At 29.2% G+C, this 17742-nt stretch carries 16 protein-coding genes; 3 read left to right on the plus strand and 13 right to left on the minus strand.

The window, feature by feature from the left end; genetic code table 11:
* From ABIN17_02140 to ABIN17_02150, 3 genes are read left to right on the plus strand one after another with little or no spacing between them, the layout of a single operon-like run.
* Nucleotides 1-1095 carry a 1-deoxy-D-xylulose-5-phosphate reductoisomerase gene (locus ABIN17_02140; protein ID MEO0283857.1) on the plus strand — a complete coding sequence of 365 codons (1095 nt, stop codon included), beginning with the start codon at nucleotides 1-3 and terminating at the stop codon, nucleotides 1093-1095.
* Entirely contained in the window at nucleotides 1092-2351 is a 1260-nt protein-coding gene (gene rseP / locus ABIN17_02145; GenBank protein ID MEO0283858.1) for an RIP metalloprotease RseP, read from the plus strand. The genes ABIN17_02140 and rseP overlap by 4 nt, the downstream gene beginning before the upstream one ends.
* Nucleotides 2348-2632: a ribosomal L7Ae/L30e/S12e/Gadd45 family protein gene (locus ABIN17_02150; protein MEO0283859.1), complete on the plus strand. Its 285-nt coding sequence runs from the start codon at nucleotides 2348-2350 to the stop codon at nucleotides 2630-2632. Before rseP ends, ABIN17_02150 begins: the two co-directional genes overlap by 4 nt.
* Here ABIN17_02150 and ABIN17_02155 read toward each other — a convergent pair.
* The 13 genes from ABIN17_02155 to ABIN17_02215 all read right to left on the minus strand — a co-directional run bounded on the left by ABIN17_02155 (nucleotide 2618) and on the right by ABIN17_02215 (nucleotide 17649).
* Nucleotides 2618-4762, minus strand: coding sequence for an N-acetylmuramoyl-L-alanine amidase (locus tag ABIN17_02155; GenBank protein ID MEO0283860.1), 2145 nt, complete (start codon nucleotides 4760-4762; stop codon nucleotides 2618-2620). The two genes, ABIN17_02150 and ABIN17_02155, sit on opposite strands and share 15 nt — an antisense overlap.
* 101 nt (nucleotides 4763-4863) lie before the next feature.
* On the minus strand, nucleotides 4864-5805 hold the full coding sequence (locus ABIN17_02160; GenBank protein MEO0283861.1) for a DNA recombination protein RmuC: 942 nt from the start codon (nucleotides 5803-5805) through the stop codon (nucleotides 4864-4866).
* 404 nt (nucleotides 5806-6209) lie between these two features.
* Entirely contained in the window at nucleotides 6210-7049 is an 840-nt protein-coding gene (locus ABIN17_02165; protein ID MEO0283862.1) for a DUF3782 domain-containing protein, read from the minus strand.
* A gap of 263 nt (nucleotides 7050-7312) precedes the next feature.
* Entirely contained in the window at nucleotides 7313-10378 is a 3066-nt protein-coding gene (locus tag ABIN17_02170) for an efflux RND transporter permease subunit (protein ID MEO0283863.1), read from the minus strand.
* On the minus strand, nucleotides 10375-11247 hold the full coding sequence (locus ABIN17_02175; GenBank protein MEO0283864.1) for an efflux RND transporter periplasmic adaptor subunit: 873 nt from the start codon (nucleotides 11245-11247) through the stop codon (nucleotides 10375-10377). Before ABIN17_02175 ends, ABIN17_02170 begins: the two co-directional genes overlap by 4 nt.
* Complete coding sequence (locus ABIN17_02180; protein MEO0283865.1) at nucleotides 11247-12545, minus strand: TolC family protein; 1299 nt, start codon at nucleotides 12543-12545, stop codon at nucleotides 11247-11249. Before ABIN17_02180 ends, ABIN17_02175 begins: the two co-directional genes overlap by 1 nt.
* A gap of 1 nt (nucleotide 12546) precedes the next feature.
* Nucleotides 12547-13140, minus strand: a complete 594-nt coding sequence (locus tag ABIN17_02185) for a TetR/AcrR family transcriptional regulator (protein MEO0283866.1) — start codon at nucleotides 13138-13140, stop codon at nucleotides 12547-12549.
* Nucleotides 13141-13172: 32 nt separating this feature from the next.
* Nucleotides 13173-13817: an endonuclease III gene (gene nth, locus ABIN17_02190; GenBank protein ID MEO0283867.1), complete on the minus strand. Its 645-nt coding sequence runs from the start codon at nucleotides 13815-13817 to the stop codon at nucleotides 13173-13175.
* Complete coding sequence (locus ABIN17_02195) at nucleotides 13814-14302, minus strand: methylated-DNA--[protein]-cysteine S-methyltransferase (protein ID MEO0283868.1); 489 nt, start codon at nucleotides 14300-14302, stop codon at nucleotides 13814-13816. Before ABIN17_02195 ends, nth begins: the two co-directional genes overlap by 4 nt.
* Entirely contained in the window at nucleotides 14283-16088 is a 1806-nt protein-coding gene (gene uvrC, locus ABIN17_02200) for an excinuclease ABC subunit UvrC (protein MEO0283869.1), read from the minus strand. Before uvrC ends, ABIN17_02195 begins: the two co-directional genes overlap by 20 nt.
* Before the next feature lie 50 nt (nucleotides 16089-16138).
* On the minus strand, nucleotides 16139-16714 hold the full coding sequence (locus tag ABIN17_02205) for a hypothetical protein (GenBank protein MEO0283870.1): 576 nt from the start codon (nucleotides 16712-16714) through the stop codon (nucleotides 16139-16141).
* Nucleotides 16711-17193, minus strand: a complete 483-nt coding sequence (locus ABIN17_02210; GenBank protein ID MEO0283871.1) for an RNA polymerase sigma factor — start codon at nucleotides 17191-17193, stop codon at nucleotides 16711-16713. The genes ABIN17_02205 and ABIN17_02210 overlap by 4 nt, the downstream gene beginning before the upstream one ends.
* A 6-nt stretch (nucleotides 17194-17199) precedes the next feature.
* A complete protein-coding gene (locus tag ABIN17_02215; GenBank protein MEO0283872.1) occupies nucleotides 17200-17649 on the minus strand; it encodes a hypothetical protein in 450 nt (149 codons plus the stop codon).
* Nucleotides 17650-17742: the final 93 nt, after the last annotated feature.

Genomic DNA, 17742 nt, shown 5'->3' on the forward strand with positions numbered 1-17742 from the left:
GTGAATGTTTTTGTATTTGGAGCCACGGGTTCTATAGGAAAAAATTTTTTTTCCCTTTTAAAAAAATATCCTGAACTTAAACCAGTAGGAATTCAGGCTCATAAGAATGAAAGAAAACTTTTAGAATTAAAGAAAAAATTTAACATTGATTTTGCTTTCATAACAGGTAAAAGTGGAGAAAATAAAGAAATAATTTACGACAGGGAAAAATTAAAGGATTTTGTAAATTCTGATAAAGTAGGAAAGATACTTTTTGGTGCAAGTGGTGTTGACCTTGCTGATATATTTTTAGAAATTTTAAATTCAGGAAAAAGAGTGTGTATGGCTAATAAGGAGATTATAATTGCTTTTGGAGAAATAATAAAAACAAAAAATTTTTTAAACTTAATTCCTGTAGATTCAGAACATTCTTCAATTTTCAGAATTTTAAAAAATATAAGAAAAGAAGAAATAAAAAAAATTATACTAACTGCTTCAGGAGGTCCTTTTTATAATATAAAAAATTCAAAACTATTAAAAATAAGTGTAAGGGAAGCCCTTAAACATCCGAGATGGAAAATGGGTAAAAAGATAACTATTGATTCTGCAACTCTTATAAACAAAGGTTTTGAGGTTATTGAAGCACATTATTTATTTGATATAGAACCTGAAAAAATTGATGTTCTTTATCATCCTGAAAGTAAGGTTCATGGAATGGTTTTATTAAAGGATGGAACATATTTAGCTCATATAGGTGAAACTGATATGAGAATTCCAATTCTGTATGCTCTTTTTTATCCTGAAATTAAAGATTATAAAGGAGTAAAAAAATTTTATGAAAAATTAAAATTTAAGAAATTAAAAAAGGAAAAAAGAAAATTGATTGATTTATGTTTTAAAGCTTTAAAAGAAAAGAAAGGAAAACCTGCATTTCTTATAGGGGCAGATGAAGAACTTGTTAATTTATTTTTAAAGGGTAAAATAAAATTTCCAGATATTGAAAGAATACTTTTAAAGATATATAAAAAAGCGCCCCATATAAATGATAAAGACTTTAATGAAATAATGAAAATTATTGAAATTTCAAAAAATTCCGTGTATAAAGAGATTAAATGATATCTACAATTTTAATTACCCTTTTGCTTCTATCAATATTGATCTTCATCCACGAATTCGGTCATTTTATTGTAAGTAAATTGCTTAAAGTTCCTGTTGAGGAGTTTTCTATTGGATTTGGTCCTAAAATTTTATCCTTTAAAATTAAAGAAACAACCTTTAAAGTTTCATCCATACCTTTTGGTGGGTATGTAAAAATTTTTGGTGAGGAAAGCGAAGGAGAAAATTCCTTTTGGGAAAGACCATTTACAATTAAATTTTTAATCCTTATAGCAGGTGTTGTTTTTAATTTTGTTTTCGGTTTTTTTATAATTTTCTTATTATTTTTTATTTTTGGAATTGTCGAATCTCCTCCTTATATTGATGAACCTCCCCCAAAAAGCCCTGCCTTTTTAAGTGGTCTTAAATTTAAAGATAAGATATTAAAAGTTGATGGTAAAAATTTTATAAGATGGAAAGATTTTTATGCTGTTTTTCAGGATGGTGATACACACAGAGTAAAAATATTAAGAAACAATAGAGATACCATTGAACTTAAACTTTGGGGTGTATGGGATGACACTCTTTCAAGGTATGATACTGGTTTAGAACCTGTTTTCCTTCCTGTTATTGGTGAAGTTTTGAAAGATTTTCCAGCTGAAAAAGCAGGTATTGAAAAGGGTGATACAGTTATAAAGATAAATAATACAGAAATAAAAAAATGGGATAAGATTCAAAAAATTATTGAAAGTTCAAAGGGTGAAGAAGTTTCAATTTATGTTAAAAGGGGAAATGATACTTTAAAATTTTTAATAAAACCTGTTAAAGTTAACGATTCATATAAAATAGGTGTAAGGGCAGATATAAATTTAATAAAATTGCCTTTTTTCTCTGCTCTTTTATTTGCCTGGGAAGAAACATATTTTATAGTATATCAAACATTCAGAATTCTCTATTTACTGATAAAAGGTAAAGCACCTCTTGGTTCAGTTGGAGGTCCAATTATGATAGGTAAAGTAGTGGGAGAAACTAAAGATAAAGGATTTACTTCCCTTTTATTTATTCTTGCCTTCATTTCAATTAATTTAGCTCTTATAAATCTTTTTCCTTTTCCTGCACTTGATGGAGGTCATTTATTAATAGTTATAATTGAAGCAATTGTAAGAAAAAGGCTTGCCTTTAAATTAAGAACCCTTATTCAGTTAATAGGTTTCGTTTTTCTAATCTTTCTTGCAATTTTAATAACAATATTTGACATTCACAGGTTACTCAAATGATAGAACTAAACACTCTTGGAATAATATCAAAAGCAAAAATGGGAGTTACAGGTATTGAAAATGTAAAAAAGTATCTTAAAAAATTGAAGATTAAAAAAGGATTTTTTATTATAGCAAAGGATGCTTCTGAAAGCACAAGAAAAAAAGCTTTATTTTTAAAAGAAAAGTACAATTTACCTCTTATAGAACTTGGAACAAAAAAAGAACTTGCAAAATTTTTTAAAAAGGAGGAAGTTAGTTTTATATATGTAAAAACAAGAGGTTTTTTAAAAATTCTTTAAAACTATAAATTTCGCAATTCTTTTTTCCTTTCCCTTTAAAATTATAAAATATGTTCCTTGATTCAACTTTAAAGGAATTTCTTTTTTACCTTTTGAAAGCGAAAATTCTTTATAAACATTTCTTCCTATTATATCGTAAATATTTATATAGGTATTATCCTCTCTAATGTTTAAAATTAATTTACCATTTTTATAATTGAAAAATTTTTCATTAAATTCTTTTTCCTCAACATATAAAGGAGAAATATAGGAAAATTTAACTGCATCAGAAATCACAACATCACCTGTTTGTGCATTTGAATATAAAATTAGATAAAAGGGAGAAATTAAAGTGAAGGTATCACAGAAAATCCACCCAACTTGATTTACTCCAGGAGAATTCTGATTTACATAAAAATCAAAGGTTCCATTTTGAGCATATATCCTGTAATGGGCATTTTGTGTTCTGTTATATCCTTTTCTTGCGAAAATTCTAACCTCATAAACTCCGGAATTTAGAGATGAAAAATCATATTTAACAGAATCATTTTGTGATGTATAAGCCCATCTATAATCTGATAAATATCCAGTATAAGATGATAAATTCCAGTTACCATAAAAATAACAAAGAGGATCTCCATCATCTATTAAATAGAAAGAAAAATTATCAATAGAATTTAAAAATCTAAATTTAACTGCATCAAATGCTATCTTTTTTCCAGAAACATTTGAAGTATCTCCGAGCGTAACACATCCATTTATATAATTTCCACCCTTAGGCATTGGATAAATTCCAAGACTTTTCCAAATACCATTAGAATTTCCCTGATTAACCCAGTATGGGGTAGTTTCTATCAAGTTATAAATTTTGTATCTTACATTTCCCTTAAAAGAAGTATCTGCTGGTATATATACAAATATTTCATAATCTCCTGTATCAGGTAAATTGGGTGTCCATCTTGCCCAGTTAGAAACAGGATTTGTCCATGTATAAGTCCAGAAAATATGTCCTCCATAACCCTGTCCCACATTATCCTTAAACCACCATGAGGAATAAGGTCCACCTCGTTTAAAACCCTTTGAAAGGTCATCTACTACTGTGTCTTGATGGGGCAAATATCCCACAAGTCTCATATAATAGGTCCAGTCCCAGTAAGGTCCAGGGTCTGTATGGGTTGAGCCAGGAACCTGGTTATGACCTATTATATGTTGTCTATCATAAGGAACATTGAATAAATTTATCATTGACCTTGTTATATAAGCAGATTTTTTATATATCTCGTCAGTATACCAACCATTCTGATCAACCCAGCCTTCGTGTTCTGTTCCTATGCTTAAAGTATTATATGTCCAGTTCCCAGCATGCCAGGCAATATCTTTGTGTAAAACCATCTGGGTTGAGTGTCCATCGTTTGATCTTAAAACATAATGGGCAGATACATTGGAGTTTGGATTTTGGAACCAGGAAATTGTTCCCTCATAACTTCCCTGTGTTGTGTGAATTATAACATATTGAATTGGATAAGAAGAGGGTCTGTTAGAAGGTGTGTAATTTGAAGGGTCAGCTGGGATAAACTGGTTTATGCTATCAAGTTCAGGTGCTTGGAAAATTTTTTTATGAATTTTTATTTCTTTTCCTTCAATTTTTATATTGCCTTCTTCAAATCCCTTTTTATAAATTTCAAAAAATCTATCTAATTTTAATTCATTTCCTTTAAAATATTTCAATAGAGCTTTTTCTAAATTTCCTTTTTCTTCATTCAGATATTTTCTCAAAAGGTATGCTGCAAATCTGATATTATTTTCTACATCAAGAACAATAAATTTTAATTTACCTTTATAGTGAATCTGGTTTCTCCCTTTATCATGGGTTTCACATTCAACCCATTTATCAGGAACATAGTTTAGTTTAATATCATTAATATATATGGTATCTTCCTCAGGAATGCCCATCATCCCGTATTTTCTATCAATTGAAGGACACAAGGGCTGGTGAAATTTTGTTTCCATATAACCCAGGATTTTTAATATATCAGGGTTCACATTAAATTCCCTTGAGGCTTTTTCCATCATTTCATTATATTTTTCAAGTTCTTTAATCCTATCCTCTGGTGGTGCAGAAAATAAAAGCATTATAAAAAATTTAAACATTTTAAACCTCCTTTTTTATTTTCTTCAATATTCCATCTAAAAGTATAAAGCAATCTTCACGTATCAAAAAATCAATCATTTCTAAAAACTTTTATCACTCATCATTTTATCCGTGTAATACTTTTTACAAGCTCATCAAGTATTTTATCTGCCTTATCAAGATTTTCAATTGAATTTTTCAATTGTTTTTTTGCGAGTCCAAAAAAATCTCTTGTTGCTTTTATATCATTTTCAATTTTCTGTAACATACTAACAATTTCTTTTGCTTTTTCTTCAATCTTTAAACCTCTTAAACCATATAGAAGTGTGCTTAAATAAGCATAAAAAGTATTTGGGGAAACAGGTATAACTTTTTTCTCCATGCAATAATTAAAAATTTCCTTATCTTTTACAAAGGCTTCATAATAAACATTTTCAGCAGGAATATACATCAAAGCAAAATCAAAAGTTCCCTCTAAAGGTAAAATATATTTAGATGTTTCATCAACTCTATTTTTTACATCTCTAAGAAACTCGCTTCTATATTTTGAAAATTCTCTCTCATTCTCAGCACTTATCATTTTATTAAAACTATCCAAGGGAAATTTAGCATCAACCGGTATAATTTTGTCCCCAATTTTAATTATTGCGTCAACTTTTTTTCCAATTTTAAACTGATACTGAATTTTATAATTTTCTTTAGGAAGAATCTGGCTTAAAATATTTTCTAAAAGAACTTCTCCAAGCTCTCCGCGAAGTTTTGGTGGTTTTAGAAGGTCCTCTAATTTTTTTACATCCTCACTTAATTCAATAACTCTTTTTGTCGCCTCATGTAAACCACCGAGTCTTTCCCTGACATCAGAGAAAATCTCATAAGTTTTGCTAATGGTTTGATTGATGTTTCCAGTTGCATTTTGTAGATTCTGATTTATTTCTATTCTTAACCCATTAATCTGTTCCTGTAATAATCTTATAGACTGATCTTTTTTAAGCTCTTCTATTTTTAAATAAAGAAAAATAAAAGAAATAATTACTAATAAAATCAAAATAATTCCTAAAATCACTTTCTCACCTCCTTTTAACTGATAAAAATTCAAGAATATTTATTTTAAAGAAAAGATTAATAAATTGTAAAACAATTATAGAAATACCATAAGAAAATTGAATTCTTCAAGCTAAATAAGATTACAAGGAGTACCTAATACAAAATTCTCTTGTATACTACTTAGCAAATTTTGTATTTAAATTAACTGCTTTAAAAAATATCTTTCGTTGGCTCCCTGCTTTTTTTCAAAAAATTTAATAATCTCAAGCTCTTTTAAATCAATCTCCCTAATTTTTTCCCTTTATATACTCTCTAAAATTTTTCAAGTCATCGATTTTCCTCAAAAATAATCTATTTACAAATTTTATTATTTCTTTCTGGATTTGTCCCATTATTTTAAACTTAAAAATTAAATTTTCCCTTTCAATCCCTTCTATAAAACTTTATCCCAAAAACTTTACATCTCTCCTTCGCCTCCTCTTTTATGTAAGGAGAAACTATAACAAGCTCAGGTTTTACCCCTGTCCTTTTTTCATAAAACTCCCCCACCCTTTTTAACTTCAAAACATCACCATCCGATACACTACTTTTTACCTCTATTAAATAATGCTTATCATCCCTTATAACTAAATCAACCTCAATTGTTGAAGGATAACCAAAAATAAACCCCTCTTTATCATAATCCTCCCACTTCTTAACATCATAAAAACCAAGCTCCTTTAAAATACCCTCCATACTCTCCCTGAAAGCCTCCTCCGCAAATATTCCCCACCTCGCCCCCACCGCTGTTATTGTATCCTTTAATACCTTAAAACCATCCCTCATCTCCTTTGTAAGAAGTTCAAATCTTCTATTTGTATCCTCCCTTAACTCCTCAAACCTCTTATTTATCTCCTCAAACCTTCTATTTGTATCCTCCCTTAGCTCCTCAAACCTCTTATTTATCTCCTCAAACCTTCTATTTGTATCCTCCCTTAACTCCTCAAACCTCTTATTTGTATCCTCCCTTAACTCCTCAAACCTCTTATTTATCTCCTCAAACCTTCTATTTGTATCCTCCCTTAGCTCCACAAGCCTCTTATTTGTATCCTCCCTCTGAGCTCTTAATTCCATAAGTATTTCTTTTATTTCCTCCCTTGTTACAGCCTTTTTTTCCATTATCTCCTCAATTTTTAATCGGATAAAAGGAGATCTCTCAATAATTTCCGGGAGTTTCTCCTCCATTATCTTCACAATATCTTCCACTGTTAAACTTTTTTTCATGATTTAAATTATAATTCAGAAACTAAAAATTTTCAAATTTTTGTAGAATACCACAACAATACTTTAGAATACCATAACAATATTGAATTTTTCTGGCTCAATAAGATTACAAGGAGTGCCTAATACAAAATGTTTTTAATTTTGCTTTTTCCATAAATATACCGCAATCCTTCTTAACTCCGAAAGTATTTTTGCGCACCCTAAAGGGTGTGGCTACCATAAAATAGAATATAATAGCTCTTTAAAATTTTTCTGAAACTTTTCTATTCTCTCTTTAAAAATTTTTTCTGAACAAAAACATACATTGAGGGAATAAATATTAAACTAATTAAAAGAGAAAATAAAAGACCTCCTATCACAGATACTGCAAGTGGTTTCCAGGTTTCAGATCCTTCTCCCCTAAAAATAGCCATAGGCAAAAGACCCATAATTGTGGTTAAACTTGTAATCAGAATTGGTCTAAATCTCCTTAAAGCACCTTCTTCTGTGGATTCTAAAATACTTTTACCCTCAAGCCTTAACCTTTCAACATAATCAAGCATTACTATTGCATTATTAACCACAATTCCTATCATCATAACCATACCAACAAAGGAAGGAACAGAAAAAGGAATTCCTGTTAATAGATGTATCAAAGCAACTCCTGTAACTCCTGATGGGACTGTAAACATTATTATAAAAGGTAACAGAAATGATTCAAACTGAGCTGCCATAACAAGATAAACAAGAACTATTCCAAGAAGAAAAGCATAAAAGAGAACCTTAAAGGATTCTGCCTGCTCTTCTGTTAAACCACCAAATTCAACTCTATAATCTCCACGAGCTATAAATACATCTCTCAATTTTTTAAGAAGTTCCTTTTTAATCTCACCTATAGGTCTACCAGAGGATTCAGCCTGAACCTTAATAACCCTCTCTTTCTTTTCTCTTTCTATTGATAAAGGCGAAAAACCTTTTTCAATTTTAAAAACATTTCCCATATATAATTTTTGTTCACCAAGAGGAAAAGATATAAAAGGCAAAAATTCTTTATTTTTCCTGTAATTATCTTCAAGAACTATTTTTATATCAAGTTCTTTTTTACCAATTTTAAAGGTTCCAGCTTTATCACCAAAATTTAAAGCCCTGAGATAAGCACCAAGTGAAGAAGAATAAAAACCAAATTTTGAAATTCTTTCTCTATTAGGAATTAAAAGATATTCTGGTAAACCCTTTTCCCTTGAAATTCTTACACTCCTTAAACCCTCAGTTTTCTCAAGAATATCTTTTATATATTCAGCAATTGAATCCGTAACCCTGAAATTTTCCCCATATATTAAAATTTCAATTGGGGCACCAAAACCCTGAATTAAATTTTGAACAGTACCAGAAGTCAAAACTTGAAAAGTTTTTATTCCAGGAATTTTCTTAATTTTTCTCTCTATCTCCTCTGCAATTTCAAAAACACTCCTTTTTCTTTCTGCAGGACTTCCCAAATTAACATAAAAAAATCCTGTATTTTCTCCCTCAACAAGCCCCATAACACTTGCAAAACCAGATTCTGTTCTTCCTACTCTTGTAGTAAAAGTTTTTACCTCTGGGGTTCCCCTTAAAATATCCTCAATTTTACTTGCTACACTATCAGTAACAGAAAGTTTTGTTCCAGGTGGCAAAATGAAACTACCCCTTAATTCCCCTGAGTCTACTTCAGGAAAGAATTCAGTCTTTACAAACCCAGCTAAAAATAAAATTAATCCAAAAACAAAAAATAAAAATCCAGCTATAAGAGTAAAATAAAGCCTCCTTAAAGCAAAATTAAGTGTTTTTTTATAAAATTTTCTAAGTAAATCAAATAACTTAAAAAGAATGCCCTTTTCCCCTGGAATATTTCTGATTATAAACCTTGATAAAGTCGGAGTTAAGGTTAAACTGACTAAAAGTGAGGTTAAAAGAACTGTCGTTACAGTCATTGCAAGTTGTCTAAACATAATTCCAACGAAACCTGTACCTATAACAAGAGGACCAAATATAGCAATTGTAGTTAATGTAGAAGCAAGAATTGGGGAGAATACCTCCATTGCTCCTTTGAAAGCAGCATTTAAGGCATTCTCTCCTTTTTCTCTCCTGAAAAATATATTTTCAAGAACAACCACTGCATTATCAACAACCATACCAGCAGCAAGGGCAAGGGAAGAAAGTGAAATTATGTTTATTGATCCACCTGTTAATTTTAAAAGTATAAAACCAGCAAAAAGAGAAAATGGTATCGTAAGTGCTATAACAAAACTTGAAGAAAAATGCCTTAAAAATATAAAGGTAACAAGGAAAATAAATAATAAAGCCCAGTATATCGTGCTTGTTAGATTCTGAATTGAACTTTTTATAAACCTTGAAATATCATTCACAATTTTTAAATTTACTCCTGGATAATCTTTTAAAATCTTTTCAACTTCTTTTTTTACCCTCTCTGAAACAAGAACTGTATTTGCACCTGATTGTTTTAAAACTCCAAATATAAGAGAAGGAATTTTCTCTGTCCTTACCTTTGTTATAAGATCATCATAATCAAGTTTAACCTCAGCTACATCTTCCAGTTTAAAAACTCCTTTGCCTTTAACATAAATCGGAATCCTTTTTATTTCATCAAGAGAAGAAAACTTTGAATTCACTTTAGCTGTAATTGAATAAAAATTGTCCTCAAAACTTCCTATAGGAACATTTATGTTTTCCCTTAAAATTGCCTCCTTTATCATAAATGGAGTTATTCCATACTCCTCAAGATATCTTTTTTTAAGTTCAATTTTTACAATTTCTCTTCTACCACCACCCCAGAACTGAATATCTCCAACACCTGGAATTCTCTTTAGTCTCTCAACAATTTCATCTTCAAAAAATGTTCTTAAATCAAAAAGAGTATCCTTAACCTGAAAAGTTCCTACAAGAATAGGAATTTGAGAAAGGTCAAATTTAAAAACCTTAGGAATATCCGCATCCTCTTGGAGATAATATTTTGTTATTTCAAGCATTGTTCTTATATCATCGGCTGCCTTATCAATATCAGTACCCCAGTCAAATTCCACTGTAACAACAGAAATATCCTGAAGTGAAAAAGACCTTATGTCAGTAACATTTGGTACTGTGGATACAGCATCCTCTATATATTTGGTCACCTCCTCCTCAATTTCCTCTGGTGAAGCTCCAGGTCTTATAGTGAGTATACTTACCATAGGAATTGATACATCGGGAAAGAAATCTATTGGTAATATCCGGATAGAAAAGATACCAAGTATTAAAAGTGCTGTATAAACTGAAAAAGTAAAAATTGGTCTTTTTACAAAGAACTCTGTCATTTCAAGTCTCCTTTCAATATTTTAACTTTCATACCCTCTCTTAAAATTTCTGCTCCCTTTAAAACAACAAGATCATTCTGATTGAGCCCATCAATTATCTCAACAAATCCACCTGACTCAATTCCTGTTATAACTGGAACTCTTTTGCTTACACCATTTTCTACCACAAAAACTGATTTTTTAGCTGTGCCAAGCACACATTTTGAGGGAATTTTTAAAACATTCTCTTTTTTTAGAACTGGAATTTCAACTTCACAGGGTGTTCCAGGCAAAATCTTTTTGTTAGCTTTAAAAAATGCTCTTGATTCGAAATTTCCTGTAAAAGGATCTGAGGTCATACTTATTTCCCTAATTACACCCTTAAATTCTTCTGAATTAACGTAAATTTTAACCGATTTTCCAAAAGTAATATATTTTGAATATTCAGCTGGTAAATATAACTTTACTTTATATTCTCTATCTCCATAAATTCTTGCAAGGGGTCTTTGAGGTGAAACAAATTCACCCTTATCAAATTTAAAATAAGAAATTTTCCCAGAAACAGGAGCTTCAATTTTTACAGGCTCAAATTCCAAACCGTATTCCCTTCTTTCAAGAAGTAAAATAACTTCCCCTTTTTCTACATAATCACCTTCATTTTTAAGACTTTTAAGATAATAACCAGGAATAGGTCCATAAACAAGAACATCAGGATTTCCCTCTATCTGCGATGAAAGTTTAATTTCAAGCTGGATTTCACCAAAAATTGGCTTTATAACAGTAACAGGAACAACTACCTCTTCATTTGATTTTACTTTTTCATTTTTTTTCTGACAGGATATATAAAATAAAGAGATTAATAACAAAAAGTTTATTAAACCTTTTTTCATCATTCACCTCCTTTTCCAAAATCAAAATTTACACCATAAAGGGTGGATTCATATTTAATCTTTGCTTCTTTTAATTTAAAAAGGGAATTTAAATACATAACTTGAGCTTCAAGATATTTCCTTAAAGCATCAAGAAAATCTGTATTGGAAATAAATCCTTTTTCATATTGACTTTTAGATATATCAAGGGATTTTTGAGTTAGTTCCAGTGATTTCTTTGAAAATTCAAAAGAATTTATTGCAGATTCAAATTCTTTTTTAGCAGAAATTATATCCTCTTCTATTTTTTTCTTTGTGAAATCAAGGAGATATTCAAGAGCTTTTTTATCAGCTTCCCTCTTTCTTATCTCATCAAGCCTTTTACTGAAATCAAATAAAGGAAAAGAAATATAAAGATTATACTGGAAATAGTAGTCCCATACATCTCTGAAAAAACCATAAGGCTTTCCGTAATTAAAATTAACACTACCAAAAACCTTAGGCATAAAATTTGAATAGGCTGATTTTTTATTATAATCAAGCATTTCAATATTTTTTATCAAAATCATAAGATCAAGCCTTGAAGGAGTCTTTTCTTCAAAAATTGTATCAGGAACTAAGCTGTCAACAAGAATTACTTCATCTTTAGTATCAATATTACAAAATGTTTTAAGGGAAGAAATAACCCTAATATAGAATTTTTCAAAATCTGATAAGGTGGATTCAAGTTGTTTTTTCTCTGCTTCACTTCTTAAATAGTCAAGTTCAATAGTAAATCCTGCCTCATATCTTTTTTTTGCTACCTTAATATGCTCCTCAAGAATTTCAATAATTTTTTTATATTTATTCAAAGCATATTTTAAAAATAAACCCTGATTGTAAAGCATTCTAACGAGAAATTCCACCTCTTTCTCCTTAAGTTCCTTTTCCATTAACTTAGAGTCCCTTAATGAATTCATCATCTTAAGCATATACAATCTTTGAAAACCTGAAAAAATTAAATATTCAAGAGTAACATTTAAAATTCTCCTTTCTGCTTTTCCAAAAGTTATCTCTACAGGCTGATAAATAGGCTGTAAAGTGACTGGATCTATCCCAACAAGAACATACTGTGTTATCCTATCTACAAATGTTGAATGAGTATAGGTAAATGAAGAGTTTAATTCCGGAAGAAAGGACTTTATAACCTGATTTCTGCTATAGTTTACAGAATTAATTTCCTCAATTTTTGATTTTATAAGAGAATTAGAAAGCGCTTTTTTTACTGCTTCTTCTTCAGTTAAATATACCTGAGAAATTAAAAAAATTAATTTTAACATTTTATCCTCCTTCTTTTATATCAAGAATTTTTTTTATATAATTCCATGCCTTTTCAAAGGATACCTTTTTACCATAAAAATCCTCTGCCATTGAAGCAGCTCTTATAATTCCAAGAATCATAACAGAATCAGAATAAATATTCTGGTGAATTGAAAAAACCTTTAAATTTTCTCCTTCCTTTAAAATAGATCCGATTCCTTTTAAAATTTTCCTTAAATAAGGCAAAATTGTTTTTATTATTTCTTTTCCCAGTTCACCAGGCCATAATCTAATAGCACTTTCGTAATACTTCTTTCTTTCATAGAAATTGCTATATATAATAAAAAGTAAATTTTTTAGTTTTCTCTGTGGTTCAAGATTACCTTTAATAATCTCCTCAATTTTAACATAAAACTTTTCAATCTCATATCTTATTGAGGAAAGAAATAAATCCCTCTTATCTTTGAAATAAAGATAAACTGTCCCTTTTGCAATACCAGCTTTTTCAGCAATATCCTCTACTCGGGAATTGTAAAAACCTTTTTCAAGAAATACCGATATCGCACTTTCAAGAATTTTATTTTTATTTTCCATAATGACTGACTGTTCAGTCATTATTATACAATTTTAAAAATAAAAATTCAAGTTTATAAGCCTATTTTTGGACAGAAAGGTTCAACAGGACAAATTCCACACAGGGGTTTTAAGGGTTTACATACACCCTGCCCAAAGGATACAAGGGTTCTATTTATTCTACTCCAGTATTCCCTTGGAAAAATTTCCTTTAATTTTTTTTCAGTTTCTTCTCTCTTTTTTGTGTTTACCCATCCAAGTCTGTTTGAAATTCTGTGAACATGTGTATCAACGCATATCTCATCTTTTTTAAAAATCTCTATTAAAATTAAATTCGCAACCTTTCTTCCAACTCCTGGTAATTTTACAAGTTCCTCAAATTTATCTGGAATTTTTCCACCATATTTTTTTATAATTTCTTTAGATAATCTCTTTAAAATTTTAGCCTTTACCTTATAAAAGCCAACAGGATAAATTAATTTCTCAATTTCCTTTATTTTTAATTTTTTCAAATCATTAAAATCCTTTACCCTTTTTAAAAAATTTTCCATTACCCTTCCTGTTACTTCATCCTTTGTTCTTGATGATAAAATGGCTGAAATGAGTGTTGAAAAATCTGATCTTCTTTTAAGAGCAATGAGTGTTACAAGGGGAACTTTAAGATTTTTTGAATACTCTTCAATTTTTAAAAATAAATCGCAAGGTGAAATTTCTTTCACTTAATATTTACTCCTTCAAGTTTTAGAAGCTTTCTTTTCCAATCAAACCCACCACTAAAGCCTCCTAAATTATTTTTCCCTACAACCCTGTGACAGGGAATAATTATAGGATAAGGATTCTCTGAAAGAGCTCTACCCACTTTTCTCCTTAAATTTTTATTTCCTAATTTTTCAGCAAGTTCAGAATAAGTAATTACCTCACCCCATTTAACTTTTAAAAGTTCCATAAAAACTTTCTTTTTAAAATCATCAATAAAATTTAAATCTATTAATTTATAGGAAAACTTAAAATCTTCCTTTTTTCCACTGAAATAATTCTTGAATTCTTCAATAACTTTAGAAAATTCTTCTTCAACTTTCCCCTCAACTTCAAAATTTTTATAATTTTTGTTATCAAGAAAATTTATTTCTTTTATTTTCCCTTCTTTAAATTTAATTGAAATTTTTCCAAGATTTGATTTTATTTTAACTGTGTAATCTCTCATAAATTATTTCTGCCAGTTTTCTTCCGATTCCTTTTACCTTGGCAATTTCATCAATACTTGCACCTTTTAATCTTTCTATTGAACCAAAAAACCTTAAAATTTCCACTTTCTTTTTTTCACCAATCCCAGTTATTCCATCAAGTTCTGAAATTTTAACTTTTTTCTCCATCTTCTTTCTATGGAAAGTTACAGCAAATCTGTGTGCCTCACTTCTTATATCCCTTAAAAGTCTTATTGCATAAGTTTTTTTGGGTATCATCACCTCTTTGCCATCAGGAAAATAAAGCTGGTCAAAGGTTTTAGCAAAAGCACAAACTTTAACATCTTTTATATCAAGTTCTTTAAGAGCATTTAAAGCTGCACTTAACTGTGGTTTTCCACCATCAATTATAAATAAATCAGGAAATTTTTGATTTTCCTCTTTCAATCTTTTAAATCTTCTCTTTACAACTTCATAAACCATCTGTGGATCAGATTTTGCTTCTTCTGTTTTAATTTTATACTTTCTATAAGATTTTTTATCCCTTTTACCATTTTTAAAAACTACAACCGCTCCAACCCTTTCATCTCCAAAGGAATGGGAAATATCAAGACACTCAATATGAAAGGGATAATCTTTAAGATTTAAATTTTCTTTTAGTTCAACAATTGCCTTAGATGGCAAAATTTTCCCCTTTTTTTCAATATAATATTCTTCAAGTTTTAACCTCGCATTTTCCTCAGCCATCTTGAGGAGCTTCTCCTCTTCATCATTTTCAGGCTCTCTAAATTTAATTAAAACATTTCTCTTAAGTTTTAAAGCCTCTTCTATATCCTTATAATTTTCATCAACTTTAATTAAAATAATTTCCTCTGAACCAAGAATACCTGAAAAGTAATACTGGGAAGCAAAAGAAAATAAAACATCCTTTTCCTCATAATAGAAAGGAACATCAAGAATAAAGTTTTCCATATCAAGAAGTTTTCCTTTTCTAACTCTTAAAAGAGAAATCGATGCAAAAGGATGATGAATCTGACACGCTAAAACATCAAGGGATTTTTCTTCCTCTAAAACAGCAATTTGAGTTCTTGAAAGTTCTCTTATTGAATATAGAGCATCCCTTAATCTTGCTGCCTTTTCAAATTCCATTTTTTCTTTACATTTCTCTATTTCCTTTAAAAGATAATCCTCCACACTTTCTGTTCTTCCTGTAAAGAATAAAACTGCTTTATTTACCACTTCTTTATAATCCTTAGGGTTTACAAATCCTTCTACACAGGGAGCAGGACACCTTTTAAGTTCGTATTCAAGACAGGGATTTATTTTCTTTTTTGAAGGCAATTTGTATTTACAAGTTCTTATCGGGAAAATTCTTAAAGTCATTCTCAATGCTTTTCTAAGGGATTTAGCAGAATGAAAAGGTCCTATAAATAAAGAGCCATCATCCCTTAAATCTCTTGTCATGAAAATTCTTGGATACATTTCTCTTAAAGTTATTTTAAGATATGGATATTTTTTATCATCCCTTAATCTTATATTAAATTTTGGCTTTTTACTTTTAATTAAATTATTTTCCAAAAGAAGTGCTTCAGGTTCAGAGGAAGTAACAATAAACTCAAAGTCTTTAACCTTTTCTATCATTAAGTTGAGTCTTGGATTCTCATACTCTGCATTTAGGTGAGTTCTTATTCTTTCCCTTAAATTTCTTGCCTTACCTATGTAAAGAAGATTACCCTTCTTATCATAAAAAAGATAAACTCCTGGTTTTTCAGGAACAAGTTCAAGATTTTTTTTATTAAATTCCATAATTTAAATATTATATTTTCTTAAAAATTTTTTCAAAAAATATTAAAAAATCAGGGTATAAAAGAGTACTTAAAGGATGTTAAATAGAATTTATTTTTTTTATAAATTTTATTATCCTTAAAAACTGTCAAATAATGAGTACCTGGATTTAACTCTAAATCTTCTGCAAGATAATACAAAAGTTTATCAGTTTTTTTTAAGGAATCAGATATATCAACACTATCTATAAAAACTTTTAATCCCTTTGTATCCTTTATCTTAAAAACAAAAAGAATTTCCTCAGGTGTTAAAACCTCCTCCTCTGAAGGTGATATAATTATAATTTCCTTTTCAGTTTTAATCATAAATTTAAAAAGAATAACAAAGATTAATGATAATGTAACAAGAGCAGGAACAAAAGTTTTAATTATTTTTTCCTTTCTCCTTCCCCTTTTTAAAACTTCTTTTCTTATTCTCAATTTCACATCAAGGGGGACTTCTATTTCAAAAGATTTAAAAAATTCCTTTACCTTTTCATAATTTTCTTTACAATCTTTACATTCTTTTATGTGATTTTCAAGCTCTTTAAAATTTTTTTCCTTATTTTCAATTATTTCAAATATTTCATTTATTTCAAAGTGTTTCATTTTAAAAGTTCAATTAAAAGTTCTCTTCCCCTTTTAAGTCTTGTTTTTACAGTCCCTTCAGGAACACCAAGAATTTCTGCAATTTCCTTAACCTTAAAGCTTGAAATGTAATAAAGTTCGAGGGTTTCTCTTATTTCTTCTGGTAACATTTTCATTTTTTCAAAAATTTTTTCTTTCTTTTCATCTCTTTCATAAGAATAATGTTTTTCATCAACAAAATCAAGGGGTATAAATTTTATAAATTTTCTCTTTCTATAAAAGGAAATAACAGAATTCATAGCAATTTTAAAAATCCATGTATAATAGGAACTTCTTCCTTCAAATTTATCAAGCCCCTTATAAACTTTGAAAAATATTTCCTGACAGAGATCTTGAGCATCCTCTCTGTTTGATACCTTGTAATAAACATATTTCCAGATTCTGTCAAAGTATTTATCATAAAGGATATTGAAGAGATTTTCTTTTTCATTCTTATCCATTTTAAATTAATTTTTCCGCAACATTCTCCTTTCTCTTCTCATTTCCCTTAATTTTTCTCTTATTTCATTAAATCTTTTATTGCCCAGTTTATCATAAGTTTCCTTAAAAGCTTCAATCTGTTTGATTCTAAGATTCTTGTTAAGTTCTGCCAGTTCTTCTATTAATCTTTCAGCTTTGTTAAAATCAATTTTTTCAGATTGCATAACTTCTTCCAGTTCAATCTCTTTGATTCTTATTTCTGATTTTATTTTTTCAGTTTCCTTTTCTAAATTAAAGTAGAGTGTTTTGAAAAATTCTATCTCATCCTTTGAAAGTCCTATATTTTTCTGAACATCACTTTCAAGTGCCAAAACTCTTATAATTATTTCAGGATTTCTTTTTAAAAACATCCTTTTTAAAAATTGTCCCTGTTCTGGTTGAGCTATTAAGATTATTAAAGGTATTAAGGATTTCATATAAATTCTCCTTTTTATTTTAAGGGGTTTGAACCCTGAATTAATATTTGACGCAATTTAATTAAAAGTGGTTCATTATTTTATAATTTATCT

It is taken from the genome of candidate division WOR-3 bacterium (assembly GCA_039803925.1).
Classification (GTDB): Bacteria; Hydrothermota; Hydrothermia; order Hydrothermales; family JAJRUZ01; genus JBCNVI01.